This window comes from Borreliella carolinensis (assembly GCF_032595855.2).
Lineage (GTDB): Bacteria > Spirochaetota > Spirochaetia > Borreliales > Borreliaceae > Borreliella > Borreliella carolinensis.
This window is the reverse complement of sequence record NZ_CP179457.1, coordinates 1-23711: the sequence shown is the minus strand read 5'-3', so window position 1 is coordinate 23711 and position 23711 is coordinate 1. Positions and strand designations below refer to the sequence as shown.

General features: G+C 27.0%; 25 protein-coding genes and 10 pseudogenes. 11 read left to right on the top strand and 24 right to left on the bottom strand.

The genetic code is table 11. The features are described from left to right. Nucleotides 1-2: 2 nt before the first annotated feature. On the bottom strand, nucleotides 3-1100 hold the full coding sequence (locus QIA46_RS05265) for a plasmid maintenance protein (protein WP_418905918.1): 1098 nt from the start codon (nucleotides 1098-1100) through the stop codon (nucleotides 3-5). A 375-nt stretch (nucleotides 1101-1475) separates the two neighbouring features. Between QIA46_RS05265 and QIA46_RS05260 the strand changes: the two are divergent. Beyond that, a pseudogene (locus QIA46_RS05260) lies at nucleotides 1476-2492 on the top strand (ERF family protein). A gap of 39 nt (nucleotides 2493-2531) precedes the next feature. Here QIA46_RS05260 and QIA46_RS05255 read toward each other — a convergent pair. The 20 genes and pseudogenes from QIA46_RS05255 to QIA46_RS05160 form a co-directional block, all read right to left on the bottom strand. Then, nucleotides 2532-2975, bottom strand: coding sequence for an Mlp family lipoprotein (locus QIA46_RS05255; protein ID WP_418885279.1), 444 nt, complete (start codon nucleotides 2973-2975; stop codon nucleotides 2532-2534). A gap of 105 nt (nucleotides 2976-3080) precedes the next feature. Next, a complete protein-coding gene (locus QIA46_RS05250; protein WP_418905917.1) occupies nucleotides 3081-3602 on the bottom strand; it encodes a hypothetical protein in 522 nt (173 codons plus the stop codon). A 92-nt stretch (nucleotides 3603-3694) separates the two neighbouring features. Beyond that, the gene (gene bdr, locus QIA46_RS05245; RefSeq protein WP_418905916.1) at nucleotides 3695-4162 is read right to left on the bottom strand and encodes a Bdr family repetitive protein; all 468 of its coding nucleotides are present in this window, start codon (nucleotides 4160-4162) and stop codon (nucleotides 3695-3697) included. A 103-nt stretch (nucleotides 4163-4265) separates the two neighbouring features. Next, nucleotides 4266-4619 carry a BBA14 family lipoprotein gene (locus QIA46_RS05240; RefSeq protein ID WP_418905915.1) on the bottom strand — a complete coding sequence of 118 codons (354 nt, stop codon included), beginning with the start codon at nucleotides 4617-4619 and terminating at the stop codon, nucleotides 4266-4268. Then, nucleotides 4612-4947: a BlyB family putative holin accessory protein gene (locus QIA46_RS05235; protein WP_418905914.1), complete on the bottom strand. Its 336-nt coding sequence runs from the start codon at nucleotides 4945-4947 to the stop codon at nucleotides 4612-4614. The genes QIA46_RS05240 and QIA46_RS05235 overlap by 8 nt, the downstream gene beginning before the upstream one ends. Beyond that, nucleotides 4928-5284 carry a BlyB family putative holin accessory protein gene (locus tag QIA46_RS05230; protein ID WP_418905913.1) on the bottom strand — a complete coding sequence of 119 codons (357 nt, stop codon included), beginning with the start codon at nucleotides 5282-5284 and terminating at the stop codon, nucleotides 4928-4930. The genes QIA46_RS05235 and QIA46_RS05230 overlap by 20 nt, the downstream gene beginning before the upstream one ends. Before the next feature lie 3 nt (nucleotides 5285-5287). Continuing rightward, nucleotides 5288-5492 (bottom strand): annotated as a pseudogene (locus QIA46_RS05225) (BlyA family holin). A 77-nt stretch (nucleotides 5493-5569) separates the two neighbouring features. Continuing rightward, on the bottom strand, nucleotides 5570-6388 hold the full coding sequence (locus tag QIA46_RS05220; protein WP_418905912.1) for a DUF685 domain-containing protein: 819 nt from the start codon (nucleotides 6386-6388) through the stop codon (nucleotides 5570-5572). Between the two features lie 9 nt (nucleotides 6389-6397). Then, nucleotides 6398-7004 (bottom strand): annotated as a pseudogene (locus QIA46_RS05215) (DUF735 family protein). A 5-nt stretch (nucleotides 7005-7009) separates the two neighbouring features. Further along, a pseudogene (locus tag QIA46_RS05210) lies at nucleotides 7010-7889 on the bottom strand (DUF276 domain-containing protein). After that, nucleotides 7886-8218, bottom strand: coding sequence for a DUF2634 domain-containing protein (locus tag QIA46_RS05205; protein ID WP_418905911.1), 333 nt, complete (start codon nucleotides 8216-8218; stop codon nucleotides 7886-7888). The pseudogene QIA46_RS05210 and the gene QIA46_RS05205 overlap by 4 nt, the downstream one beginning before the upstream one ends. Before the next feature lie 29 nt (nucleotides 8219-8247). After that, nucleotides 8248-8793 (bottom strand): annotated as a pseudogene (locus QIA46_RS05200) (DUF777 family protein). Between the two features lie 24 nt (nucleotides 8794-8817). Further along, complete coding sequence (locus QIA46_RS05195; protein ID WP_418905910.1) at nucleotides 8818-9759, bottom strand: DUF693 family protein; 942 nt, start codon at nucleotides 9757-9759, stop codon at nucleotides 8818-8820. A 3-nt stretch (nucleotides 9760-9762) separates the two neighbouring features. After that, on the bottom strand, nucleotides 9763-10404 hold the full coding sequence (locus QIA46_RS05190; RefSeq protein ID WP_418905909.1) for a DUF792 family protein: 642 nt from the start codon (nucleotides 10402-10404) through the stop codon (nucleotides 9763-9765). 12 nt (nucleotides 10405-10416) lie between these two features. Then, nucleotides 10417-11751 carry a DUF759 family protein gene (locus QIA46_RS05185; RefSeq protein WP_418905908.1) on the bottom strand — a complete coding sequence of 445 codons (1335 nt, stop codon included), beginning with the start codon at nucleotides 11749-11751 and terminating at the stop codon, nucleotides 10417-10419. A gap of 7 nt (nucleotides 11752-11758) precedes the next feature. After that, nucleotides 11759-11995 (bottom strand): annotated as a pseudogene (locus tag QIA46_RS05180) (DUF1322 family protein). Next, the gene (locus QIA46_RS05175; RefSeq protein WP_418905907.1) at nucleotides 11992-12447 is read right to left on the bottom strand and encodes a DUF1473 family protein; all 456 of its coding nucleotides are present in this window, start codon (nucleotides 12445-12447) and stop codon (nucleotides 11992-11994) included. Before QIA46_RS05175 ends, QIA46_RS05180 begins: the two are co-directional and overlap by 4 nt. A gap of 15 nt (nucleotides 12448-12462) precedes the next feature. Further along, on the bottom strand, nucleotides 12463-12891 hold the full coding sequence (locus QIA46_RS05170; RefSeq protein WP_418905906.1) for a DUF1463 domain-containing protein: 429 nt from the start codon (nucleotides 12889-12891) through the stop codon (nucleotides 12463-12465). A 12-nt stretch (nucleotides 12892-12903) separates the two neighbouring features. After that, a complete protein-coding gene (locus tag QIA46_RS05165; protein ID WP_418905905.1) occupies nucleotides 12904-14016 on the bottom strand; it encodes a DUF787 family protein in 1113 nt (370 codons plus the stop codon). Next, nucleotides 13997-14251, bottom strand: a pseudogene (locus QIA46_RS05160) (DUF764 family protein); the annotation flags it as partial. The gene QIA46_RS05165 and the pseudogene QIA46_RS05160, both read right to left, overlap by 20 nt. A gap of 29 nt (nucleotides 14252-14280) precedes the next feature. On the opposite strand from QIA46_RS05160, the gene QIA46_RS05155 reads away from it, so the two are divergent. From QIA46_RS05155 to QIA46_RS05145, 3 genes are all read left to right on the top strand, one after another. After that, entirely contained in the window at nucleotides 14281-14508 is a 228-nt protein-coding gene (locus QIA46_RS05155; protein ID WP_418905904.1) for a hypothetical protein, read from the top strand. A gap of 35 nt (nucleotides 14509-14543) precedes the next feature. Beyond that, nucleotides 14544-14816, top strand: coding sequence for an Eco57I restriction-modification methylase domain-containing protein (locus QIA46_RS05150; RefSeq protein ID WP_418905903.1), 273 nt, complete (start codon nucleotides 14544-14546; stop codon nucleotides 14814-14816). 613 nt (nucleotides 14817-15429) lie between these two features. Then, nucleotides 15430-15852 (top strand): hypothetical protein, encoded by a 423-nt coding sequence (locus QIA46_RS05145; protein WP_418905902.1) that lies wholly within the window; start codon nucleotides 15430-15432, stop codon nucleotides 15850-15852. A 193-nt stretch (nucleotides 15853-16045) separates the two neighbouring features. Here the strand turns inward: QIA46_RS05145 and tnpA are convergent, their stop codons facing one another. Next, entirely contained in the window at nucleotides 16046-16369 is a 324-nt protein-coding gene (gene tnpA / locus QIA46_RS05140; RefSeq protein ID WP_418905901.1) for an IS200/IS605 family transposase, read from the bottom strand. A gap of 38 nt (nucleotides 16370-16407) precedes the next feature. On the opposite strand from tnpA, the pseudogene QIA46_RS05135 reads away from it, so the two are divergent. The 3 genes and pseudogenes from QIA46_RS05135 (at nucleotide 16408) to QIA46_RS05125 (ending at nucleotide 19081) form a co-directional block, all read left to right on the top strand. After that, nucleotides 16408-17547, top strand: a pseudogene (locus QIA46_RS05135) (RNA-guided endonuclease InsQ/TnpB family protein). A gap of 601 nt (nucleotides 17548-18148) precedes the next feature. Beyond that, nucleotides 18149-18610, top strand: a complete 462-nt coding sequence (locus QIA46_RS05130) for a type I restriction endonuclease (RefSeq protein WP_418905900.1) — start codon at nucleotides 18149-18151, stop codon at nucleotides 18608-18610. A gap of 51 nt (nucleotides 18611-18661) precedes the next feature. Beyond that, the gene (locus QIA46_RS05125) at nucleotides 18662-19081 is read left to right on the top strand and encodes a hypothetical protein (RefSeq protein WP_418905899.1); all 420 of its coding nucleotides are present in this window, start codon (nucleotides 18662-18664) and stop codon (nucleotides 19079-19081) included. A gap of 766 nt (nucleotides 19082-19847) precedes the next feature. Here QIA46_RS05125 and QIA46_RS05120 read toward each other — a convergent pair. Further along, on the bottom strand, nucleotides 19848-19952 hold the full coding sequence (locus QIA46_RS05120; RefSeq protein ID WP_418905898.1) for a plasmid partition family protein: 105 nt from the start codon (nucleotides 19950-19952) through the stop codon (nucleotides 19848-19850). Between the two features lie 34 nt (nucleotides 19953-19986). Between QIA46_RS05120 and QIA46_RS05115 the strand changes: the two genes are divergently transcribed. The 3 genes from QIA46_RS05115 to QIA46_RS05110 all read left to right on the top strand — a co-directional run bounded on the left by QIA46_RS05115 (nucleotide 19987) and on the right by QIA46_RS05110 (nucleotide 21232). Then, on the top strand, nucleotides 19987-20406 hold the full coding sequence (locus QIA46_RS05115) for a chromosome replication/partitioning protein (protein WP_472843361.1): 420 nt from the start codon (nucleotides 19987-19989) through the stop codon (nucleotides 20404-20406). Further along, nucleotides 20331-20498 carry a hypothetical protein gene (locus QIA46_RS06785; protein ID WP_472843362.1) on the top strand — a complete coding sequence of 56 codons (168 nt, stop codon included), beginning with the start codon at nucleotides 20331-20333 and terminating at the stop codon, nucleotides 20496-20498. The genes QIA46_RS05115 and QIA46_RS06785 overlap by 76 nt, the downstream gene beginning before the upstream one ends. A gap of 146 nt (nucleotides 20499-20644) precedes the next feature. Further along, nucleotides 20645-21232 carry a chromosome replication/partitioning protein gene (locus QIA46_RS05110; RefSeq protein ID WP_418905897.1) on the top strand — a complete coding sequence of 196 codons (588 nt, stop codon included), beginning with the start codon at nucleotides 20645-20647 and terminating at the stop codon, nucleotides 21230-21232. Between the two features lie 158 nt (nucleotides 21233-21390). Here QIA46_RS05110 and QIA46_RS05105 read toward each other — a convergent pair. Next, a pseudogene (locus QIA46_RS05105) lies at nucleotides 21391-21777 on the bottom strand (BlyB family putative holin accessory protein). Nucleotides 21778-21992: 215 nt separating this feature from the next. Here QIA46_RS05105 and QIA46_RS05100 point away from each other — a divergent pair. Then, nucleotides 21993-23127 (top strand): annotated as a pseudogene (locus tag QIA46_RS05100) (RNA-guided endonuclease TnpB family protein). The last annotated feature ends 584 nt before the right edge of the window (nucleotides 23128-23711 follow it).

Below are 23711 nucleotides of genomic sequence, written 5' to 3'. Positions count from 1 at the left end.
CCTCATACGGCCTTTACATTAAATTCTTCTTTCGTTATAGAATTTTTTCGTTTTTTTATTAGTTCTAATAATTCAAGATAATATGTACCAAATACTTTATTGTATTCTATTTTCTTTTGTTTATTCAAATATTCTTTTACAATGGGCTTTAGAATTTCAATATTTGTATATTTTTTTAGTTGTTCAATAAGAATATTGAAAATGTTTGCCTTTAAATTCTGATAATTTTGTTGAGAATTTTGTTTTTTTCTTTCAATCAACTTTTCTAGTTTGCGTTTTATGTTGTTTAAATCGTTATATTTATGGCTTTCAATGATAAAATGCGGCTTAAATTTATAGTTTTCGTATACTTTTTGTAAATTTGCCCCTAATTGTTCAGGATTATATCCATTTTGTTCGAATTCTTTCTGAATGTTATCTAGGACATTCTTTAATGTATTTTGCTTTTCTTTCATGCAAGATTTTTTTACAGTAAACCTTTTTATTAGATCAATTTCATTTTGTTTTAAAATTTGCATTGCTTTAATCTTGGTATTTTTATCTGTATCTAAATTCAAAATAGAAAGAGATTTTGGAGATTTAAAGTTAAATCTATTGTAGTAGGCTTTTAATTGATATTTTTCTATTTCTTTAATTTTTCTTTCTTCTTTTATATTATTTTTATTACTTAAACACTCCACTAAATTTACACTACTATTTTTAGAAATATCGTCTTTAAAATGGTTATTAACTCTAGATTTAAATCTAGAGTTTTTTTGCTCTCGAAAGTACATGTTGATTTTCTGGTAACATTCTGTTTTAGGATACTTTAGTTTATAGTAAATTTCAGTCCCACAATTTACACCCATATGTTGATAGTAATTTGTTGTGACTTTTAGCACTTTTTCTAATTTATAAAGATAATTTTGCATCGTTCTTAAAGTAGTGGGAGCCAAACCATTTCTTTTTAGATTTTCATTAAAGTAGTGGAGTATGTTTTGTTGTGTGTATTTCTTATCTTTTTTGTTTAGAAAATCTAGTGTTGAAGTAAGAGATATTAATTTGTGTTGGTGTTTGTTGTGGCAAGTTGGACTTTTTGTATTATTGGAAAACCCTTTCATATTTTTTCTCCTGTTTACAAGTAATAATTAATATTATAATGCAAAATTTTGATTTAAAAGTAAACCCTTTTCTAAAAAAAATATTTAATTAAATTATTAATCTCATTAAATTAATATGCTTTATGTAATTTGGTAAAAATACAAATTGATTTTAATTTTAAATTGAGCTAAACTACAAACAGCGTAGTTATTTGAACATTTTTCAGTTTTGACTACCTGTTTACAATTTGAAAAAATAATAGTGGGAGCTTAACTAAGTTCTTTAACAGAAGGATTTAGCTAAGTCCCACTTCTTTTTTAAAAAAAATTTTTGTAAAAAAGTTGGCAAAAATAGTTTTTGCTATATACTTAGTTATTGTAAACAGGAGGAAAAAGATGGAAAATCTTTCAAACAAAAATAATCAAGAAATACAAAATAATATTCAAGCAGAAATAAAATTCAGAAAAGATATGAGCACCCTAATCAGAAACTTGCCGCGTATTGACAAAAGTCTTAAAGGGTATGGGTACAAGTATCAAGATTTCAATGACATAGTAGAAGTAATTTATAGCGTTATTGATAATCATAATTTGGATCTTTTTTTTACGCAAGATCCAATTTCTGTAGAGGGTCAATATGGTATAGTTGATTATATTAGGACTACATTCTAAAGTACAAGCACTGTATACAAATATTCATTTGATACGCGAATTCATACAGATAAATTACAATGGAACAGTGAAAATGGGTCTAAAAATATTAATACAATGCCACAATTTGTTGGATCAGCTATTACTTATTTCAAAAGATACGCTTTAGTAGGGCATCTTTGCATAAAAAGTGAAGTTGATACTGATGCAGCACCTATTTACAATAATTATGAAAACAGAAATTCTATGCCGAGCAAGCAAGTTAGTGTTAATCAAAAGCAAGAACAAAAAAGAGAACAAAAACAAGAGATTAATCAAGTTCAAAAAAACAACACTATTCAAAACCAGAAAAGAGATATAAAGCAAGAACAAAAAAAAGATAGGCTTTATTATTACGGTGTTTTTAAAGAAGCGTTGTCTAATATAAAAGATTGGGTAAATAGCCCTACAATAAAAGATAATATAAACTCAATTATTCAAAAAATAGGGTTTATCCAGAATATAGACCCCAATAATTTTGATGATATCAAGAAAATTGAATCTGACTTAATCTCGTATTTTGAGAAAAATAGTGATTTTAAAAGTGTAAACTATTGGGCGGAAATTATAAAAAACCATTTCAAGAAAAATAATAGATTAAAGGATTTACAAGATTTTGAAAAGTTTGTGTCGTTTAAGAGGACTATTTATGGCCCTAGTCCATTAATATTCTTTAGTGTCTTAAAAGAATATGAACGGTTTGATGAAATATTTGCAGCATAGCAAGATTAAAGCCCCCAAATAGGGGGCTACTCTAAGCTATTAGCCACCAATATTGCATGTAGTAGTTGCATTGCTTGCAAAATTATCTATGTCTGTACCCTTGTTAAGGGCCCCTTGAACCACCTGTTTGAAGTTATTTTTTCCCTCATCATTTCCATTGCATTTATCAAGTTCACTTTTTATATGATCAAGCGCAGCTTTTATTTTGTTTTCATCATGTTGTAAAAATGCATCAAATTCGCCATCAGCAGTTAAAGCAGTTTTCAACCAGTCAAGGTGTGTTTTTTGGTCATCATTTAGCTTTTCTCTAAGTAGTTCTTCTTTAGATTTAGGTTTTTCTTGTGTTACTTCTTTTTGGGTTAAATCACGCTTTCTCCGGTTTTTTGTTTGTTGGGCATTGTTTTTTAAGGTGTCATTATCATTAGAATTACAGCCGTTTAGCATTAGTAAAAATAAACAAAATAATATGTTGATGATTTTCATTGTTATTTCCTTTCCTTATCTCTAGTTCAATATTTTGAGTAAAAATAAAATTTATTCTTGTAATTATAGAGCGTTTTCTTAAAACAGTATTGTCAATTATATGTGTCAAAAAGAAGCGTGTAGAAGGAGCATTGTATAGAAAATATCATCAAAAATTGAAGCATTTAAGTTTTTTATAATTTCATGACTGAAATTAATTAACAATAAAGTATTATCAAAAAATTCATCAGTTTTGGGTCTTAATTGTTTATAGATGTTGGAAAGTATTGCCAAAATTGAAATATTCTGGAGAGTTTGGTATTTTTTTTCATCTTGTATGTTTTTTCCTTTGAGTGGATTTGCCATAACTTTGTTTATTGCGTTAAGATATATTTTGGTTTTTTGTTCTCCAAGGTCAATAAATAATTTGTTAAATTGTTCTTCATTATATTCGATTTTTATGTAATGATCAATAAATAGCTTGTCAGGATTGTTTATTGTGGGATTTTTTAAAAGATTTTTTCCTTCTTTAAAGACCCGTTTTATATTTTCAAGAACCGATTTTTCTTCTTTTGTCAAATTATTTAAAAAGTTGGCGAAAAGATTAATGTTTGTAAAAATTAGCAAACTATATAATATATATTTCATTATTGTCTCCAAATAAATAGTATTTAATTATTGTACTAAATATTGGAGAAAAAAATAGTATTTGAATTGATATGTTTTAAGTGGGGTGGTAACTATTTAGAAATGAAAGCAAATATTAGCCCTGCTATCATTGTTATAGACATTGCTCCCATAATTCCCAATACCCATTTAAGCATTTCTGAAAGAGACATTAAATTCTTTTCTACATTGTCGATTTTGGCAGTAAGTTCATTTTTAACGCTATCTATTTTGGCATTTAAATTCTTTTCTACAGTATCTATTTTTGTATCTAAATTATCTATTTTTAGATTTAAATTTTTCTCTACATTGTCAATTTTAGTATTAAGCTCGCTTTTTACATTATCTATTTTAGAAACAAGATTGTCGAATTTTATATCAAATTGTTTTTCTAAATTTTCTAAATCCCTATATGTAAGCTCATTGTGATAATATCTTTTAGATAAATCTTGTGCTATTAGTTGTTCCATACCCAGTCTAAGAAATTCTTTATATATTTGTTCTTGACTAATACCCCTAACGCTTGTTGACAATGTTTCCATAATATTTTCCCTTAAACTATATTATACACTATTTTAGATTGATTGGCTTTAGAGATTTTTATATGTAAAGTAGAATTTCTTGCAAGAAAAACCTTTTTGTAATTTACATTTTTAATTGAGAATATTGATGATAGACTTTTTCCGCTATTGGTTTTGTTTTTTTAATGTACTCTAAATATATGTTGATATTATGTTTTACCGCAGGTATAGAGTGTTCGTCTTTTAGTGTTGATAAATCTGGATAAGGATATTCTGGATAATTTGGGTCATTAACTTTCACTTTTGTTTTAGCTAAAAATGTTACAAGATACATAACATATTCTGAAAGTTGTGTTTCATATTTAGCTAAAGATTTTAGCGTTGGAATAATTGGAGGTTTTGGCTCTTCTGGTAGGTTAGCAATAGTGGTGCAACATAACAACAAAACAATTAGTAAACAATGTAATCTTTTAAGCATTTTCACTCCTTTTAAGCATTTTGATATATTCTTTCATAATTTTGTTACGTGTTGCTTTAAGAGAAGTGATAATTTTTTTATTTTTGTCAGAAGAGATAGCCTCTATTACCTCAATGTTGTATTTTAAAATATCTTTTATTTCTTCAAATATTTTAGTTGACTCAGCTGTTTCCATAGATTTTAGTGTGCTTATATATGTTTTGTAGAAAAAATCTATTACTTTACTAAAAGTATTAATGTAATTATGATCTATGTTTGTATCAGTTTTAGCTATGTTGGTTAAGCTAAATATTAAATTAAGTCCTAATTCAATAGTGTTCTTTTGCATTATTTGTTCTCTCTTTGTAGATAGGTTTTCCGTCTTTATTGAATTTTAGATCCTTAGATATTTTGAGATTTTTATCATTAGAATTAACTAAATCAATAACCGTATTGATTTTTTCATTTAATGGAGCGAGTGCTGCATTTATTGCTGGAGTCAATGCACTTTCAAGTCTTTCCATATTTGCTGTATAGATTAATTTATAATGAGAATACAGCTCATAAGCCAAAAAGAATCCTTTATGTGCAATTTTATCAAATTCATCTTCAAATTTAGAAAATATATCAATAAGGTTTGATATAGACGCAAGTCCAATTTCAAGATTATCTTTAGATAATTTCATAATTTAATCTCTTTTTTTGATATGAGTATTGCCATTTCCATTGCCATTTCTAAAAAGCTTGCCTATTAATATAGTTAATATATCTTTTAGTAAGGGCTTTAGAAGAATTAGCACTCCAAGAATTAGTACTGTAGGCAAAAATCATTACTGCTATAAGCTTAATTTCGTTTAAATTGATAAGAAGTTCGGTTATTTTAATACTATCCATTTTTTCAATCCTCGATTTTAATTTTTTATTTTGATATGTATATTATATACCAAAATCATAATTTTTGCTAAAAAAATTTACAGTTTAAAAAGAGCTGGGACAGGATTTCCTGATATGTAGGCTCTTTTTTGGATATACCATCCTTTATACATGGGAACTCTAATAGATATTGAAGAGGCCCCCTCATGCTTATAAACTAGTTTTTTTTGACTTTCGTCGGAATACCTTAGATATAATGATTTACTTCCATTTTTACTATGTTCTATGTCAATATCAATATCAAAGTAAGATGGTACATCGTCAAGATCTTTATTACAAACAAGAGTTACATCATTATATCTTTTCATATTAATAGCTATTGAGTTACCCTCGTATTCCCTCGGATAAAGCGTAGTGCCACTAGTATTATAGAGATAATCAGAGTAAGTAAAGCGCGACGGTAAGCCTAGTAATTGTTTGGGAACGGGTGTTTTTTCAATAGTGCCGAAAGGGCGAAGTGTTAAAAGATAGTCATCTTTAGATAGAGTGGTAGATGATATGCCACTTTCAAGGAATGATCTTATTTTTCTATAAAGACTAGAAAGATTGGTAGAGTCATTATTAATTAGTTTGTTTATTATTTTAGTGTAAATTGTTTCTACAAAATCTGTATTGGCTGCAAGCTCTTCTGCGATTGTAGACTTAATTATCTCTTTAAAATAACTTAATCCTTCCCCTTTAAATGTTTTGTCTTTAGTGGTTTCTAAAAAATCTTTAAAGGTAATAGCGTTGCTACTTGCAACCCCATCATCAAGCAGTAAAAGATCATTGTTTTTAACGATTTTAACCCTGTTCAAATCTTTTATTTGAACAGTTTCTTCTTCATCAATTAGTAATTTATCTTGATCATCAGCCATAAAGCCCCCCTAGTTGTTAAAAGTTATAATATTGTTACCATCTGTATTATTAATTTTGAGAACTCTACCAATAGGAATAATTCTCTTAATAAAAGCATAAATTGAATGGTCATATCCTTTAGGAAGCGAATTAAATACCAAAGCTTTTTTAGATGCAGCGTATCCTGGTTTCTTTTCTCTAAGAATTATCTTTTTTAGTCGTTTTCCCTTTTTAGTACTAGGCGAAATAAACGTGGTAAAGTTTGTTTTTATTACCCCTTTTAGTGAGATATCAATAACTCCCAGCTTCAGGAGTAGTAACTTCAATGTCTACATTTAAAAAGGCCCTGAAAATCAGTCTAAATGACTCATCAGTACCAATGTGCCGTAAAGCAAAAATAACACTATTAATATTGCTTGTAATACTTTGTAAAGTTTGAGTTTTTGAATAAAAAATAGATAAAACTTGAGATATCCATATTGCGATATATCGTGATTTTACATTTTCTTTTGCATTAATGGATATGAAATTAGAATTAAGAAACTTAAGTTCATTAAGTAGCGCTTGTGCATACTCGGTTTCTGTAATTATAAATTCATGAACTTCAGTGCCATTGAATAAATTAGGTATTTTCATATTTGTTAACTATCAATGTCAATAAGCAATCGATCTGTAGTATTGAAAAGTAGTATTGTATCATCATTAATGGCAATATCCTGATTTTTATTAAAGTCGCTATCAGTAATTTTTGAAATACTTTCAGTGTCTGTGTCTTTAATACAAACGCTTATTTCCATAAATTTAATTCCTTTAACTTCATTAACTGGAGCAAAAAAGTCTTGATATTCAAAGCTAATTCCCATATCAGAATAGTTATTCGAAATAATCCTAGAATAAATGTCCCTAATTTGAGAGTCTATGTTTAAGTAAAGATAGTTTTTAAGGTCAAGTTTATACTTTACTTTCATATAAACATATTTTCTTTTTCCTAGCGATATTTTGTAGGATTTGCGTTGTCCAGTTGAATTGAGTCCATCAATTTCTATGTCTCCCTCAAGTAAAGTCCCACTAGGAGTTGTTAGATATAATGTTTCCCAAAGTTTTGCTTTAAATTCAGAACTGTTAATGTTGGATTTGCTATCGTCTAGTAAAGTTTCCTTTAAAATTAGATATATGTTGGCTTTACCAGCTGCACTTTTAATATTATTGTACTCAATTCCCTCAAGATTAAGTAAGGCATTGCGAACAGCACTGTAAGTTGTGCTTTTAGAAGAAATGTGTTCTTCAATAGCAGCCCAATAGGTGCCGCCCGGTTTCATTTTAGAAAAAAAGAGATTAAGCTCATTAATTATTTCTTCTTCAATTAATGCTAAAGAAGACGCAATAATGTTATAAATTGAGCTTTGATTATCGTCAATATTAATACCATAATTTACGCGTAAATATTCTCTTTTCGATCTTACAATATCCTTAATTGTCCGTTTTAAAATGCCAAAAATCAGAATCGAAAACTATGCTCATAAATTAAACTCCATATTCAAAACATCGCCTGAGAAAAAAAAGGATATATGTGCTTTGTTGTCTTGTATAGTAGTTGAAATGTCTGTTAAATCTAAATTAAGTTCTTTAGATATTTCATGAAAATAATTTTTTACAGCGTGAAGATTGTTAATTTTTAACAGTTTTAAAAGTAAGAAGTAATCCAGTCCCCAATGAGGAGCATAGCTTAAACTACCCCTTAAGGTTTTTAAAAATATCAAAAATCTTTGTTTTTGTTCATCAATCCCATCAACAAGCGATAAATCGTTATTAAATACCAATTCAAAATTATTGCCTAATCTTAAATCCATACTAGTAATTATACCATATTTAGCAAAAATTACTTAAATAAACTATTAATATTATTGCTAATTCTAGATGTTGCTATTTGTAAGCTTGCATAGTCAACGACCGCTTTTCCTTTTACAGTAATTCCATTAATAGCACTTACAATACTCTCTAGAATTGATTTTAAGGAAGTTATTTCATTGGCTATTTCAATTTTATTGTTTGCTTTAATTTTAACAGTATCAGAGATAAGATTTAAAGTCTTTGGGCTAATTGCACTAAGTATATAAAAATGATGTTTGTCAAAGTGGATATCGTTATTTTTATCAAAAATATTAACGCTTGATTGAAGTAGCAATACGGTATCACCTTTTGATAGTTCTAAACTGATATTAGAGATATTTTTTGTGTGAATTTCTAAATCTTCAAATTCGGGTATTGTAACAATAGCCTCTTGAGTTTGTTGTTTAAACTCCTTTACAGTGCCAATTTTAATTATGAAAATGTTTTAATAAATCCAATTTTTAACGTCCTCTTGTGCTAATGCATGACCATAAAGGCGCTGGTTCATTCTATAAATTTTATAGTCTTTAGTCATTTTAATCCCCTTTACTTTCTACATTTAATCAGAACCATCAGAGTCATCCTTTAATTTAAGTATTAATGAACACTCTCCTGCGTTGCTAAGTCTTGCGCTGGTTTCTTTTATGGTGGTTTTTATCATTTTCCCTAATCCATCAATAAATGAAACTTTATCGCCAATTTTTAGTTTATGTGTGTAAAATGTTTGCGCGTTCCAATATACACGTCTTATATGGTATTCACCCTCAATAGCAATTTCTTGTTGTGGTATGAATTCAAGTCCATAATCTTCTAAAGCCTTGTAATTTTCATCTGCTTCAATTGTTCTATCATTAGTAAATATAAAATTACATTCAACATCAAAACTGTCACCACCAACATCAGCTATTACGTCATGAATATATATTCCTTTTATTTTGTCAACAAATTCTTTTGGTGTTGTGGCATAAATATCTTTTTCAATGATTTTAAGACGATCTTCTTTTCCCATATTAATAATATTGCGATTAGGAAATACAGATTCTATGGCCTCTTGCACCGTTTTTCCCTTAAAGTTTTTGTTCTCTAATTTTCGATCAAAGAAGTTGCTACTAACCGCTAACCGAACGTCAAGCTCAACACTAAAATCACCACCAGGATAATCAGTACTCATAGGAGTTCCCAAATAACCCGACATTATGAAATCAAAATTTTTTTCATGAGCAAATTTTTTATAGCGTATTTTTACTATATCTCCTACTTCAATGTCGTTGGTGAAGTCTAGGGGCAAATTCCAAAGTACAATTTTTGTTCGTTTAGATTTTACAAAATTATAATTTGAAAACTCATTAGATATGGTAATATCAATATGAATTCCATGTTGCGTATTTATTATAATTTTAGGAGTTTCTTCAATTAAAGAATCTCCAGAACTTGTATCCTTTTCTAAGGATTGTTTTGCTTTGTAAAATTCAATTTTAAAATCATATTGTAGTAGCAGCATTTTTTATCCTTTATATTTTTCCAATTCAAATGTTTTTACTACTTCCATTGATAGACCAACTTCAACCTCATCAATGAAAGGAGTATCCTTAAACGAAAGACTTGTAATTACAGCTAATTCTTTAAGGCCAAAAGTTGGACTGTAGATACTAAAGGGAACTTGAGCTTGTATTCTATTGGCCAGTTGTTCTTTTGCAAGATTAGCGTCAAAACGTAACATAGTATTGCCAAAAACAGTCATTTTGAGTAGAGAAAGCATATCCTTATATAAGGAGGTTAGTATTCCACCGTTTAATGATATATTTTCACCAGTCATTACTGGATTGTAGCTTACATATTCTGCTTTTCTATCATAATAGTTAATAACCGGTCTTTTAGAACAACTAGTATTATAAGTGCGTGTTATGAGTTCGGTTTTTGGTTTTATAAAAAACAATTGAGGAATATATCCAAAACCTTTTAAATCCATTCTTGGGAATAACACTAAAAAATTATCTGCTCCGAAAAGAGCAAATATTTGGGTTATTACATCTCTTATTATTCGAGTAATTTCCCTGAATTCTTTCTTTTCAAAATCTTTGATTTTTTCTTCGAATTTTTTCTTTGCAATATTATTATTGATAATATTTTCATTTTTAATATCCATAGAATTTCCTTTTTAGTTAAAATTGCCTAAATCATCGCCCCCGGTGTTATTATTGTTATTTGTCAAATATGAATACAAATTTAAAGGATTTACGTAGTATAAAGCATTACCAACTAAATTACTCCCGGCATTATATAATGAGCTGCCAATGTTTTTTATTCCGTCAAAAGCACCCTTTATACCGCCTGTTATGGCATCAACGATATCTTTTAAGATTTGTTTAAAATTAAGGTTCATAATCTTTTCAAGAATACCAGAAATTTTGCCAATTACTGGCATCAAAACATTATTAGTTACGTCTTCAAGATTTTGCTCTATTTTAGCTAAATTGCTTTTAGCTCTAGCAACTTCATCAGAATGACCCATTATATTTAAAGATGATATATCTTTTAATAAGTCTGCAATTATCTCTGGCCTTAGCTTTTTTTTCCCTCCCTCTTGAGTTAGAAACTCTAACCTGTTTTTCATGGTTTCTAGATATTTTTTTCCAAATTTGTCTATGGGTTTCAATATATTAAAAGCTTCTGTAAGTTTCCCTTTAAGTATTTTTGAAATAACTTCAACAGCACTTTCGTTATCACCAACAAGCCCTGTGCTTCTAAACATAGCTGCTAGTTTTGTTGCATTTAATACATTCTCTCCCTCTTCATCATTAAGTTTTAATTCTCTGATATGGCCTTTAAGCACACTTGCTGTTCGCAGAAAATCTTGTTGTTCTAATTTCCGCTCAAATCCTTTCATTCCCTTAATAGCACCCAAAATATTTTCACGTTCTTTTTCACTGTAAAACACTTTATTAAGTTGTTTTAGTTGTTCTTCTTTAGATTTATTTTCAACTGCTTTTTTAGCAAATCCATACATAAATCCAATAAGCCCGCCACCAACTTTACTTACAGCGTTGCCAATGACATTTCCCAGAGCACTACCTATTGCAATTTTGGCAACAAGTCCTTTTCCTTGAGAGGCTGCTAGCATTTTACTTTTTGCTTTTGATTCTTTTGCAAGTTCTTTATATTCAAGACGTCTTTTGTCTCTATCAGACATTAAAGATCTTTTGAAAGCTTCTTTTCTTGCTTTCTCAAAACCCATGCCCTGTTTCATAAGCTTTTTAGTTTGTGTAAGTCTATATTTCTCAACACGTTCTCTTAAGCTTTCAAATTTAGATTGTCTGTTAAGTTCTTTTTTCTTGTCCGACAAATTATTCTTTACAATATCTTTAGTACTCCCCAAACTAGATTTTTTGGGTTTAAGATATTTCTCCATTTTGGAAATATCTTGTTCGATAGCCTTTTTTGTTGCAGCATGATCAAGAATACCCTTAAATTTAATAGTGAATTTGTCGCTCATTGAGCCCTCACTTCCCTAGAATTAACTCATACAATTCTTTTTCTAATTTAATATCAGCAAGTCTATTTACCTCTAAAAGCTAGTCATAAGGCAATTTCTTTACATCATCATATGAGCAAATATTCATAATTACTGGAAAATAGTATTTATCGTTCTTAATCTCGTCAAGCAAGTTAAAATACTTTTTTCTAGTCTCATTAAGACTTGCAATAGCTTTATCAATATCTCTATTTCTTTTGCTCATTTAGCAACCAGCTCATTAGAATTTGATGTACTTGATGAAAGCGAAGTGGCTACTTTTTCATAATCAAAGTTTTCATTGATATAGTCAAAAGTAACAAAATCACCAACATTATTTTCATATTCACTTAGAAAAACCAAAGCGGGGGTTTTTAGATCATTGTCTAAATGAAAAGTATTAAATTGTGCAGTGTAAATTATTGCAACAAGATAATCTTTATAATAAGAGATAAATTCTCTATTTTGATCCAAAATCACATAGAATTCGTCTAAAAATTTTGGACTTATCATTAAGCTTGTAATTTCTCTTAAGTATTTAACTTCATTAAGCTTTAAAACAGCGTCACTTTGATTAAATCCCAGTACTCTATCCCATTCATAGACCGGAAGTACTCTCAATGGATATTCATAAGTTTTGTTTTTAGTTAAAATTTTCATTTTATATCTCATTATCATAATAAGAATCTCCTTTTAAGTGTTGTTTGGTTTAGTTTTTTGGCAATTAGTAGCCCTAATTTCAAAAGATACTTTTTCAGCCTCAGCAGAATAACTTCTTGAAGGCTCTTCAGTAAAAATTGCATAGTTAGAAATAATTTTGGTAGCAATTCTGTCATTGAATGCTAAATCAAGCATTTTATCCTCTTTTCTCACATCCATGTTGTAAAACTGTTCATCAGAAAGTTCAGTTAACAAAATGTAATCATGACTACCCAGTGTCACTTCAATGTTGAAAACATAAGTTATCGTTTTGGGATCTCTTAAGCTTATTACAGGCATACCTTTATCTTCACTACTAATCACTGCTCTTGTTGTGGGTTCGCTTGTAAGCTCTAGTTTGCCACTATGTAACTGCGTACCACCAATTGAAAAATAAACTTCTCTTAAATCATAAAATTGCATTTTAACCCCCTTTTAAGCACTTAAACTATTTTGATAATCAACTATATCTTGAGTAGTAATTACTAAAGCAACAGCATTAATGCTAAAGTTATAAGTAATATTCACACTAAGTTCTAATTTAAGTTGTGGTGTAGGAGAAAGAGTAAGACTTAAATTTTTATACTGTATAATCAGCCCCCTATCTATAAACCTTTTAAGTAAACACTCAATTGCTGAAGTATATGCATTATCTCTAGCCCCACTAAGTTGTAGTGCAGATAGTTTGCTGTTTTGTCTATTGTTTTTATTCCAAATTCTAATAAGCTCAATAATCGCTTCATTTTTTATATAATGATATGTAAACTGTTCATCTATTGCACTTCCAGCTAGATCGACACCCTCTTTAAAGGCGGGCATACCATCAAGTCCAGTTTCATTAAGAAGTGAATAAAAGTTAATTTTTGCAGTTCGCAACTTTCCAATTACAGTGTCGTCAACAAGCGGTTTAGCAGCTAGTGACATACCATAAGGATTTACAGAATGAAAAATACTTGCTTGATTCAAATATTGACTTATAAATTTAAGGTGTAGGTTGTCTTTATTGTTACTGTAAACAACGATATTTCTTTCTTTTTCAGTATTGCTTTTATCTTTAAATAGTTCTTTTATTTCTTGTTCTTTAGTTGAGAATACAAAAAAAGTTGAAGGCATTTTGAATTTAGCATAGTCATCTTTGTAAATTTTAAGTCCATCATCTGACGCATCCCCCTCAGTGTTAATAAGTACAACAAAAGTGTGCCTATGTACTTTAAGACAATTTTTTAGCTCTTCAGGCTTATCTTTATAAATGAAAAGATCGGTTGCTTTTAATGATTCTTCGTTTGAATTGAAAAAATTAGACATTGCGGTTTTAAGCAGTGTTTTTTCTTTTCCAAACTGATCTTGTCCATTCCCATTATCTTTTTCCAAAGTTTCAATTTGTTTTTCATAGTTATTAACGGTTAAATTCAATGTTATAAAGTTAGCAGCATCTTTATTAACTTTGATTTTAGCTGTTTTGTAAACCAAAAGTGGATTATAATAATTGGGCCTACTAGCTTGAATTCTAGAATCAATAAAACTTACACTAATTGTATCTTGCGGCAATTTCGTATTCCTCCTTTAAAATTTCAATTGCTTTTACACTAGCATTAAATGCTATAGATGCACTGTATGCATGGTTGCTATATTTTGTGCCTAAATTAATTAGCCCAACTGTTTGCATATTAGATGTTGGGTAAATGTAGAAATTAATTTTACTAATATATTCGGGTTGTGATTGACTTTCCAAAGTATACTTATGGGCTTTATTATGTAGAAAATTACTAAGCATACCATAGAAAATTAAGTGGCTACTATAAATTTTTCACTATGGAATTGAGTTTCCAGATATTCAGGGAAGGATTTGACATTGTAATAGGAAATCCGCCATGGGAAAACCCCAAGTATGATGAAACAGAGTTTTTATCAAAACATATTTCTAGCTACAGAAAGCTAGGCATAAAAGAACAAAATAAAATAAAGCAAGAAATGCTTAGTAAAGATAATCATCCTTTGAGCATTGAATACAATGAAGAAAAAAAGTATAAGTGCTATTAACAATATTTATAAATTTGATTTTAAAGATTTTACTAGTGGTGGGTGATCCGAATATTTTTAGATATTTTTTAGCATTTAATTTAAATCTAATAAAAGAAAAGGGCAATTTAACTTATTTGGTTCCTTCAAGCCTTTGGGGTGAGTCTAGTTCTAGTTCATTAAGAAAACATATATTTGCTAATTATAAACTTAATTATATTTATCAATTTGAAAATAAAAAAAGATTTAAAGATGTGCATTCAAGCTTTAAATTTGCAATATTTCAACTTAGTAATACTACCCCCCCCCACACACACATTAAATTTTAAAGCAAGATTTATGATTCAACGTGATGATAATATTATTAAAGAAATAACTGGTGATTTAAAAGATAGCAAAGATGATCCTTATAAAGGAATTGAATTAAATATATAGCAAATTAAAAAACCATCTCCTATTCAAGAATCAATAATAGAATTTAAAGACAATGAAGAATTTGGCCTAATTAACAAAATGTTTAATCAATTTAGTGTTCTTCGTCAAGAGTATATTGATTTTGGAGTAGGACTAAATTTAACAAATTATAAAGCATTGTATAAAGAATAATACTAAGGATTTGTATTTCTTTATTCTGGGGCCAATATTCATCAGTTTAATTCAAGATTTTTTGAAGGTAAAGATGCAAAAGAAAGTTCTAAATTGCTTTGGATAGATAAAAAAGACTTGGAAAAAGTATTAACCAGAGATAGCCAATTTCAAACCGAAAGAGTATTCTATAGGGCAATTGCGAGTAACACAAATGAAAGAACGATGATTAGCACACTTTCTCCTAAAAATTGTTATTGCGTAAATTCAATATATATAAATTATGAGAAAACATTAATATCACTTTATAAAAAATTATTTGTTATATCTATTTTTAATTCATTTGTATTTGACTTTATGATTAGAAGATTTGTTGACTTAAATGTGCTAAAATCGTGTTTATATCAATGTCCTATACCCCAACCCGAAGAAAAAGAAATTTTAAGTAATTCTTTATATTTAAATCTTATAAAAAATACTTCCTTGCTAATAGCCAAAAATGATCCTGAAAACTTTAAATATTTGCTTCATTTAGAACATTTCGAGCTTAGTGAAGAAAAAGTTAATAAAATACTAAATCTAAATGTGGAAGATGAATTTTTCAAAAAGAAAGAAAATGAAAATAACTTTATTGTAGTCAGTCTTTATTCACTAACCAAAGAAGATTTTGAGGTTTTGCTTAATGACTTTGAGGTGCTAAAAAATAAAAAGGGAGAAGAATATATTTTATTTTTAATAAAAGGATATGAAAATTATTTGTTAAATAATAAAATTTTTTAGTATAAAAAATGCAAGAAAAAAATAAAAAATAAGATTTTAACTAAAAATAACAAAGAATTCTCCACCTATAATTTCTATGAAATTTGGGTGGAGATGAATTTGCTAATAAATAGATTTATTTTGATTTTGAATATACTTTTTGATGATATCAATAGAGGCTCTCTTCCAATAAAGATAAGAAATAACTTTTAGATCAAAAATAAGGCTTCCAGCAATATTTGTCTAAATAAGTAGAATATTTTTTTCTTATAAGCCTTGAAGATACTGTTTTTAGATTGTTGATGAATTTAGAAGGTTGAATATTGGGGGTAAATTCTAGTAATAAATAAATATGATCTTTGCCATGTTTGAATTCATTAAGGGTTATTTTCCATGAATAACATATATTAAGTATTATTTGGTAAAGGGAAGATGAAGGCTTGTCATTTATGCATTTATGCCTATATTTAGTAACTAATATTAGGTGATAATTAATTGAATAAACGCAGTGATTGTTAAAAGTTAGCTTCTGTGACATATACACTAAGTATAAAATATTATAAAATAATAGAATATATGGGTACTAATAAAGCTTATAAGCATAGAATATATCCTAACGATAATCAAAAAAAATATTTTTCAAAAGTATTTGGATTTGCAAGATTTTTGTATAACAAAATGTTAAGCGATAAGAAAAATTATTATGAAAAAATAAACAAAATCTTATTACCTGTCCACCAATCCAAGTAAATATAAAGAAGAATTTCTATCCTTAAAGGAAGTTGATAATTTAGCCCTTTATAATGTTTAACTTGACTTAAACTCTGAGTATGATAATTTTTTTAGAGAAATTAAAAAGGAAAATAGAATACAAGGATTTTCTAAATATAAAAGTAAGGAAAATAGGCAAACTTTTAGAGCTAATAATCAAAAAAACCCAATAAGAATAGGAAATGGTTATATAAAGCTACCTAAAATAGGGTTTATAAAGTTATGTCTATATAGGCGCATTAAAGACAATGAGCTTATTAAAAATGTAGTAGTAGAAAAAGATACTGATGATAAATATTATATTTCAATAACAGTTGGGTGCTTAGATACTAAAAATAACAATGAAACTAAAGGTGATAAAAAAGAGGTATTTGGCATTGATATGAGTATGAAACATTTTTTAGTAAGTAGTGAAGGTGAGAAAATCAATTGCCCTAAATATTTATTAAAAAATGAAAATAAACTTAAAAAATACCAAAGAAAACTATCAAAAAAGCAAAAGGTTTTTATTAATAGAGATAAATCTAGATTAAGAGTTTCCAAGTTACATAAGAAAATTTTAAATCAAAGAAAAGACTTTTTGCATAAATTATCTTATTACTTTGTATCCAATTATAAAAACATAGTAATAGAAAATTTGTCAATTAAAGGCATGCAGAAAGGAATGTTTGGGGAAAATATTAATGATTTAGGGTGGTCTGAGTTTGCAAGACAATTATCATATAAATCAGAATGTTATGGATCCGCTTTGTATAAAGTGGATAAATATTTTCCATCAAGTAAACTATGCAGTAGTTGCCACATTAAAAATACGGCTCTAAAATTAAGTGATACCAGGTGGACTTGTAGTAGTTGTAACACTTTGCATAATAGAGATATAAATGCAAGTCTAAACCTTAGATTTCTTATTATAAAGAAGTCAAGACTAAGGTAGGAACTGCCTAAAGTAAAGCTTGTGGATCATGCTCTAGTGGATGATATGACCATTCTTGCAAAAAGCCTAAAAAGCTATTATGAGAAGATACAAGAAGCTATTTCTATAATATTTGATTTAGAAATAGCAGATCACGCCAAAAAATGATGTAAAAAAATTGAGATGATATTTAAAGGTTTTGAAATGCATGATTTAGATAAAAAAGCTTTACTATTTAAAAGTATAAACTAAAAATTTAGTTACCGAGGTTAGTGAAGTTAAGGTTGGATTAGACAGAGTTTAAACAAGATTAGATAAAGTGATAATAGCTTAAATAAATCAAGCGATAATGCTGCATTTTTTACTAATAAAGTACTAGATATATTTAAAATATAGGGAATAGGCAATAAAGAAGTGTGTTTTAAAAATTAAAGTTATTAAATGCGAATTGACATTTTGAAAATTTATTTTTTAATTTTATTGTTAATATATAAACATGTTGTATAAAGATAAAAATATAAATTTTATAAAATCAATAAAAAAGATATAAGTAGAAAAATACAAAATAATAAGGATCTTATTGAAAATGAAGCACAAACAAGACTCAATCTTATTGATCCATTTTTAGATGCGATGGGATATGATCACACTGATATTTCAATTGTTAAAGTTGAATATAAGGCAGATATTCCTAAACTTAATGGGCTAAAAAAAGTTGATTATATTATTTATCCAACAAGAAAAGATGAAGAGCCTACTATTTTAATAGAAGCTAAATATCATAATAGTAAGGAAAAGCTTGAAAACCATCTAAAGCAATTAAAACCTTATTTTGAAAATATTCGTTCTCAAGAAAAGAGAGTTGAATTTGGTATATTAACAGATGGTATAGAATATAGATTTTATACTGACTTAGATAAAGATAATTTGCTAGATAATGAGCCTTTTATGGTTATTAATTTAGAAAAATTAACATCTAAAGATTTTGCATTAGAAAAAAAGTATACAGACAAGTTTTTATCATATTTGAGAAAAGAAATAAAAAATCCAGGTGATGATTTTCTTAAATTTTTTAAAACTAAAATTGATTTTTAAAAAACATGTTCAGACGAAATATTTAATAATTTTATAAAAAATACTTTTAGTATGCTTAATGAAAAAAACGATATGCTGGTAAACAATAAAAAAAGTAACATAGAATATGGTATGGATTTTAGCGCAAAAGATAATAATATTAAAACCGAAAATTTAAAAAAATTTGAAAAATTAAATTTCGATATGAAGTCAATATACAAGAAATTAGAAAATTTTATTTTTGCTTTAAATCCTAATGAAATTGAGAAAATTGAAACAAAGTGCTATACAGGATTTAAGGTGCAGGGGAAGTATTTTGTAGATTTTAGCTTTACGTCCAGGGTAAATAAAATAAACATTACTGTTACTGTTGCTCTAAATCAAATAACTTTAAAAGAAGGTTTTACCAGATATGTTAAGAATATTGGCAAATGGGGTAACGGGGGTATTCAGATTCTATGTACACTGAATTCTCAAGTTGAAGAAATTTAATATCTTATTAAATTAAGCTATAACAATATTTTTTCAAAAAATAAAAAAATGCATTAAATAATGTGTAAGAAGCATTTTAAACGTATTAAATAATTACTATTTTTATAATCAAAGATTATAAAAATAGTAATTATTTACATTTTATACTTTTTTACTATAAAAATATTTTTTATTTATTAATTTTTTGTAAAATGCCTGATAAGCTGTAAATTTTATTATAATTCAAACAAAAAGATAATTGATCTTTAATAAGATTTATTGCATTGCCCCCGGGTGTCTTCAGGATCATTGAATAATAAGTTTGGTATAGCATCAAATATTTCAATTAGGTGTACTCAAAAAAATAAAAAGGTTCTATTAATATGACCAAATTTAGATTAAGAGTTGCTAAGCTATATAAGAAAATTTAAATAAAGGACTTTTACATAAATTGTTTTTTTACTTTGTAGTAATTATAAAAATATGGTGATAGAGGGCTTATCAATTAAGGATATTATATAACAGGGATTTAAAGTTAAGAAGGCCTAGCATTCAATATTTAATCCCAAAATTTAGATTTTAAAATGAAAAAACCCTTTTCGGGGCATCTTTTCGACATTAAACTAGGCAAAACAAACTTAAGCCTATTTGAAATAATAGATTACCATTAATCAAGCATTAAAGTCAATAAACCTTGAAAATTTATTTATTCCTTTTCTTTTTAGAATTATCATAATTTAATTATGACATCCGATAAAATATCTTTTTTATTTTTAAAAATCTCCTTTTAAATAAAATAAACCCTTTTAGTATCTTTATTACAGAAATCATATAATTCATTTTTTTTTATTAAAATTCTAATTGGGATATCTTTTTGATTTATTTTTGACAACCTTTGTTTTTGTATAGTGTGATAAGAAGGATTGATGGGTATTTTTGAGGAGGAAGATGAGTGTAAAAACTATAAGCATGCTTTAAAAAAGAGTATGGTTAATGATATTGAAAATAAAATTAAAATCATGGAGATATTGTACGACATAAAAAACAAAAAACTTTATCGTATCGATGGGCATGTGAGTTTCAAGTCTTTTATTGAAGAATTTTTAATTGCGAGAACCCAAGCTTATTTATATTTAAAAATATATGAACAGATTTTAAAGGGAGACATAAGTATAAAAGAAATTAGAGACAAGGAGATGATAGAAATTTATAGAAATATAAAATCAAAAGAGGTGGTAGATAAAAAGCCAATTCAAAATTCAATAAAACCATTAAGTTCCATCTTAAAAGACAAGATAGTTACGATTTCTATAAAAGCAATGCTAAGTTTACGGGGTATTTATTAGATAAGATTTTTTCTAGTGATAAAGATTATTTAAACAAGATATTTAAAGAATATTATGATTTAAATATAAAAAGAACAAAGCAAAACACATAAGCAAGTACTCGTAAAATTTAAACAATTTTTGTATTATTTGGAGTATATAAATCATATAAAATAACTATTTTATAAAGAATAAGTAAAAGTGGTTTAGTTTACTGGAGTATATAATTATGACATAATTAAGTATATGGAGGATATATATGAGCAAAAAAAATAAAAAAATATTATTTCTTAATGATAGAATTGAACATTATATTATTGATAATTTATCAAATTTAGATACTAATATAGATAAAAATTTAATGGTGGTTTACAAAGATTTAAAAGAACAATTAAAGTTGAATTTAGCAAATGAAATTGACACTAAAATTCAAAGAATGAGAATTCTATATGAAATTAAAACAAGAAAACTTTATAAATACGATGGTTTTAAAAGTTTTTCACAATATTTAAAGACTTTTGTAGTTGCTAAAACTCAAGCGTTTTTTTATTTAAAGCTTTACTCAAAAATTTTAGAGGGTAGTATATCTATAGATATGGTTAAAGAATTAGGATTTGAAAATATAAAAAAACATATTTTTTTAAAAAAATCATTTGATTTTAATAATAATAAAAGCAAATTAGATAATAAAAATATTTCTATCAGAATTTTTATGAGAGATAAAGAATTATATGAATTTGTAAAGCAAGATATAAAAAGAGCAAGTTATATTTTTAAAGAACTTTTTCAGAATAGAAAAGATGTTTTGGCTGATATTGTAACTAAATATGATAATGAAAAAAAGTAAATTAAAAGTAAAGCAGTGTTGTAAAAATTCTGCTTTTTTTTGTTTTAAATGTTCTTATGGGAAATATTGTTTCTTATTTATAATTAAATGTAATTTAAATTGGTAATATAATCTGTATTTGTAATTTTAGATTATTGTAGTAATATTGGTTTTCATATTCAATTTATGTTATACATTGATGATGTGAGATTTTTAAATTTTGATATTTTTTGGTTTTTATAAATAGGTGTTTCTGATTCATCAAATTTTAGACCATTATCTATTTTTAGATTTTTATCATTAAAATTAACTAAATCAATACGGTTATTGATTTAGTTAATTAATGGAGCTAGTTTTTTAGTTATTGTTGAAGTCAATGCACTTTCAAGTCTTTCCATATTTGATTTGTAGATTGATGTGTAATAGGAATACAAATCATAAACCAAAGAAAATCCTTTATGTGCAACCTCTCCAAATTCATCTTCAAATTTAGAAAGTATTTTAATAAGATTCGATATAGACGTAAGTCCGAGCTCAAGATTATCTTTAAATAGGTTTTTTGATATTTCTTTAATTATTTCTGATTCTTGTTTTATATTTTCTTGTTTCTTTTCCGATCTATCTTTAATTTTTTCTAATTTGTGTCCAAATTGTTATTTATCTTTTTCATTTATTTTATCTAAAAATAACAAAGAATACTCCACCTATAATTTCTATGAAATTTAGGTGGAGATGAATTTGTAACGCAAGTTAAAATATAATATTATAGTTATAAAAAATAATGCGTGCTAATAAAGCTTATAAGTGCAGAATATATCCCAACACCAATCAAAAAAAATATTTTTCAAAAGTATTTGGATGTGTAAGATTTTTGTATAACAAAATGTTAAGTGATAAGAAAGATTATTATGAAAAAAATAAGAAAAGTCTTAGTGTTAATCCAAGTAAATATAAAGATGAATTTCCATTCTTAAAGGAAGTTGATAGTTTGGCTCTTTGTAGCGCGTGGATCGACTTAAATTTTGCGTATAGTAATTTTTTTAGAGAAATTAAAAAAGGAAATAGAATACAAGGATTTTCTAAATATAAAAGTAAGAAAAATAGGCAAACTTATAGAACTAATAATCAAAAAAACTCAATAAGAATAGAAAATGGTTATATAAAACTACCTAAAATAGGGTTTGTAAAGTTGTGTTTACAATAGGTATATTAAAGATAATGAGCTTATTAAAAATGTAGTAGTAGAAAAAGATATTGATGATAAATATTATATTTCAATAATATTTGAGTGCTTAGATACTAAAAATATAAATGAAGCTAAAGGCGATAAAAAAGAAATAGTTGGTATTGATATGAGTATGAGACATTTTTTAGTAAGTAGTGAAGGTTAGAAAATCAATCATCCTAAATATTTATTAAAAAATGAAAATAAACTTTAAAAATATCAAAGAAAACTATCAAAAAAGCAAAAAGGTTCTATTAATAGGGCTAAATCTAGATTAAGAGTTGCCAAGCTGCATAAGAAAATTTCAAATCAAAGAAAAGACTTTTTGCATAAATTATCTTATTACTTTGTATCCAATTATAAAAACATAGTAATAGAAAATTTATCAATTAAAGGCATGCAAAAAGGAATGTTTGGAAAAAGTATTAATGATTTAGGATGATCTGAGTTTGTAAGACAATTATCATACAAATCAGAGTGGTATGGATCTGCTTTGTATAAAGTGGATAGATATTTTCCATCAAGTAAACTATGCAGTAGTTGTCACATTAAAAATACGACTCTAAGATTAAGTGATACTAGGTGGACTTGTAGTAGTTGTAACACTTTGCATGATAGAGATATAAATGCTGCTCTGAATCTTAAAGCTTATTATTATAAAGAAATAAAAACTAAGGCAGGAACTGCCTGAAGTAAAGCTTGTGGACCATGCTCTAGTGGATGACCGTTCTCCTTTTAGAGCCTAAAAAGTTATCATGGTATGAAACAAGAAGCTATTTCTATAATCTTTGATTTAGAAATAGCAGTTCATATATTTGTAGATTTTCTTATATTTTTATCTATCAAAATTTTATAAAGTATGGGGCTATTAACATATTCTGTATTTGTAAATTTAGGATTGTTGTAATAATATTATCTATTATTAGCAATATACAAGATTCACGTTTTGTATGTTGCGGTAAAGGGTCAGTTTTTGGATAAATTTTTGTGTAGAAAAATTTCATTAATTTTTGGATACTCTAGAATAGAGTAATCTCCTTTTTATTAATTTTTGACTTTATTTTTTGCACTTATGATATAAAAAACTGTCCTTTATATATGATTTTAGAATACAAGAATATTATTGATAATGAGTTCATATATTATCCCTTTCAATTTATAGAGTGGTATTTGTTCCTAAAAAGAAAAAATTTCAAGTTTAATATTAGATAAGATATAATAATTAAATAGGGGCAAATATCGGCTATACAGCTTTATACTAAAAAAAACTAATTA

Bases quoted from the DNA above. Each gene is read 5' to 3' on its own strand.
- QIA46_RS05265 (WP_418905918.1), bottom strand. From the start codon at position 1,100: ATGAAAGGGTTTTCCAATAATACAAAAAGTCCAACTTGCCACAACAAA.
- QIA46_RS05255 (WP_418885279.1), bottom strand. From the start codon at position 2,975: ATGAAAATCATCAACATATTATTTTGTTTATTTTTACTAATGCTAAAC.
- QIA46_RS05250 (WP_418905917.1), bottom strand. From the start codon at position 3,602: ATGAAATATATATTATATAGTTTGCTAATTTTTACAAACATTAATCTT.
- bdr (WP_418905916.1), bottom strand. From the start codon at position 4,162: ATGGAAACATTGTCAACAAGCGTTAGGGGTATTAGTCAAGAACAAATA.
- QIA46_RS05240 (WP_418905915.1), bottom strand. From the start codon at position 4,619: ATGCTTAAAAGATTACATTGTTTACTAATTGTTTTGTTGTTATGTTGC.
- QIA46_RS05235 (WP_418905914.1), bottom strand. From the start codon at position 4,947: ATGCAAAAGAACACTATTGAATTAGGACTTAATTTAATATTTAGCTTA.
- QIA46_RS05230 (WP_418905913.1), bottom strand. From the start codon at position 5,284: ATGAAATTATCTAAAGATAATCTTGAAATTGGACTTGCGTCTATATCA.
- QIA46_RS05220 (WP_418905912.1), bottom strand. From the start codon at position 6,388: ATGGCTGATGATCAAGATAAATTACTAATTGATGAAGAAGAAACTGTT.
- QIA46_RS05205 (WP_418905911.1), bottom strand. From the start codon at position 8,218: ATGGATTTAAGATTAGGCAATAATTTTGAATTGGTATTTAATAACGAT.
- QIA46_RS05195 (WP_418905910.1), bottom strand. From the start codon at position 9,759: ATGCTGCTACTACAATATGATTTTAAAATTGAATTTTACAAAGCAAAA.
- QIA46_RS05190 (WP_418905909.1), bottom strand. From the start codon at position 10,404: ATGGATATTAAAAATGAAAATATTATCAATAATAATATTGCAAAGAAA.
- QIA46_RS05185 (WP_418905908.1), bottom strand. From the start codon at position 11,751: ATGAGCGACAAATTCACTATTAAATTTAAGGGTATTCTTGATCATGCT.
- QIA46_RS05175 (WP_418905907.1), bottom strand. From the start codon at position 12,447: ATGATAATGAGATATAAAATGAAAATTTTAACTAAAAACAAAACTTAT.
- QIA46_RS05170 (WP_418905906.1), bottom strand. From the start codon at position 12,891: ATGCAATTTTATGATTTAAGAGAAGTTTATTTTTCAATTGGTGGTACG.
- QIA46_RS05155 (WP_418905904.1), top strand. From the start codon at position 14,281: ATGGAATTGAGTTTCCAGATATTCAGGGAAGGATTTGACATTGTAATA.
- QIA46_RS05145 (WP_418905902.1), top strand. From the start codon at position 15,430: ATGATTAGAAGATTTGTTGACTTAAATGTGCTAAAATCGTGTTTATAT.
- tnpA (WP_418905901.1), bottom strand. From the start codon at position 16,369: ATGTCACAGAAGCTAACTTTTAACAATCACTGCGTTTATTCAATTAAT.
- QIA46_RS05130 (WP_418905900.1), top strand. From the start codon at position 18,149: ATGGGATATGATCACACTGATATTTCAATTGTTAAAGTTGAATATAAG.
- QIA46_RS05125 (WP_418905899.1), top strand. From the start codon at position 18,662: ATGCTTAATGAAAAAAACGATATGCTGGTAAACAATAAAAAAAGTAAC.
- QIA46_RS05115 (WP_472843361.1), top strand. From the start codon at position 19,987: ATGGGTATTTTTGAGGAGGAAGATGAGTGTAAAAACTATAAGCATGCT.
- QIA46_RS05110 (WP_418905897.1), top strand. From the start codon at position 20,645: ATGAGCAAAAAAAATAAAAAAATATTATTTCTTAATGATAGAATTGAA.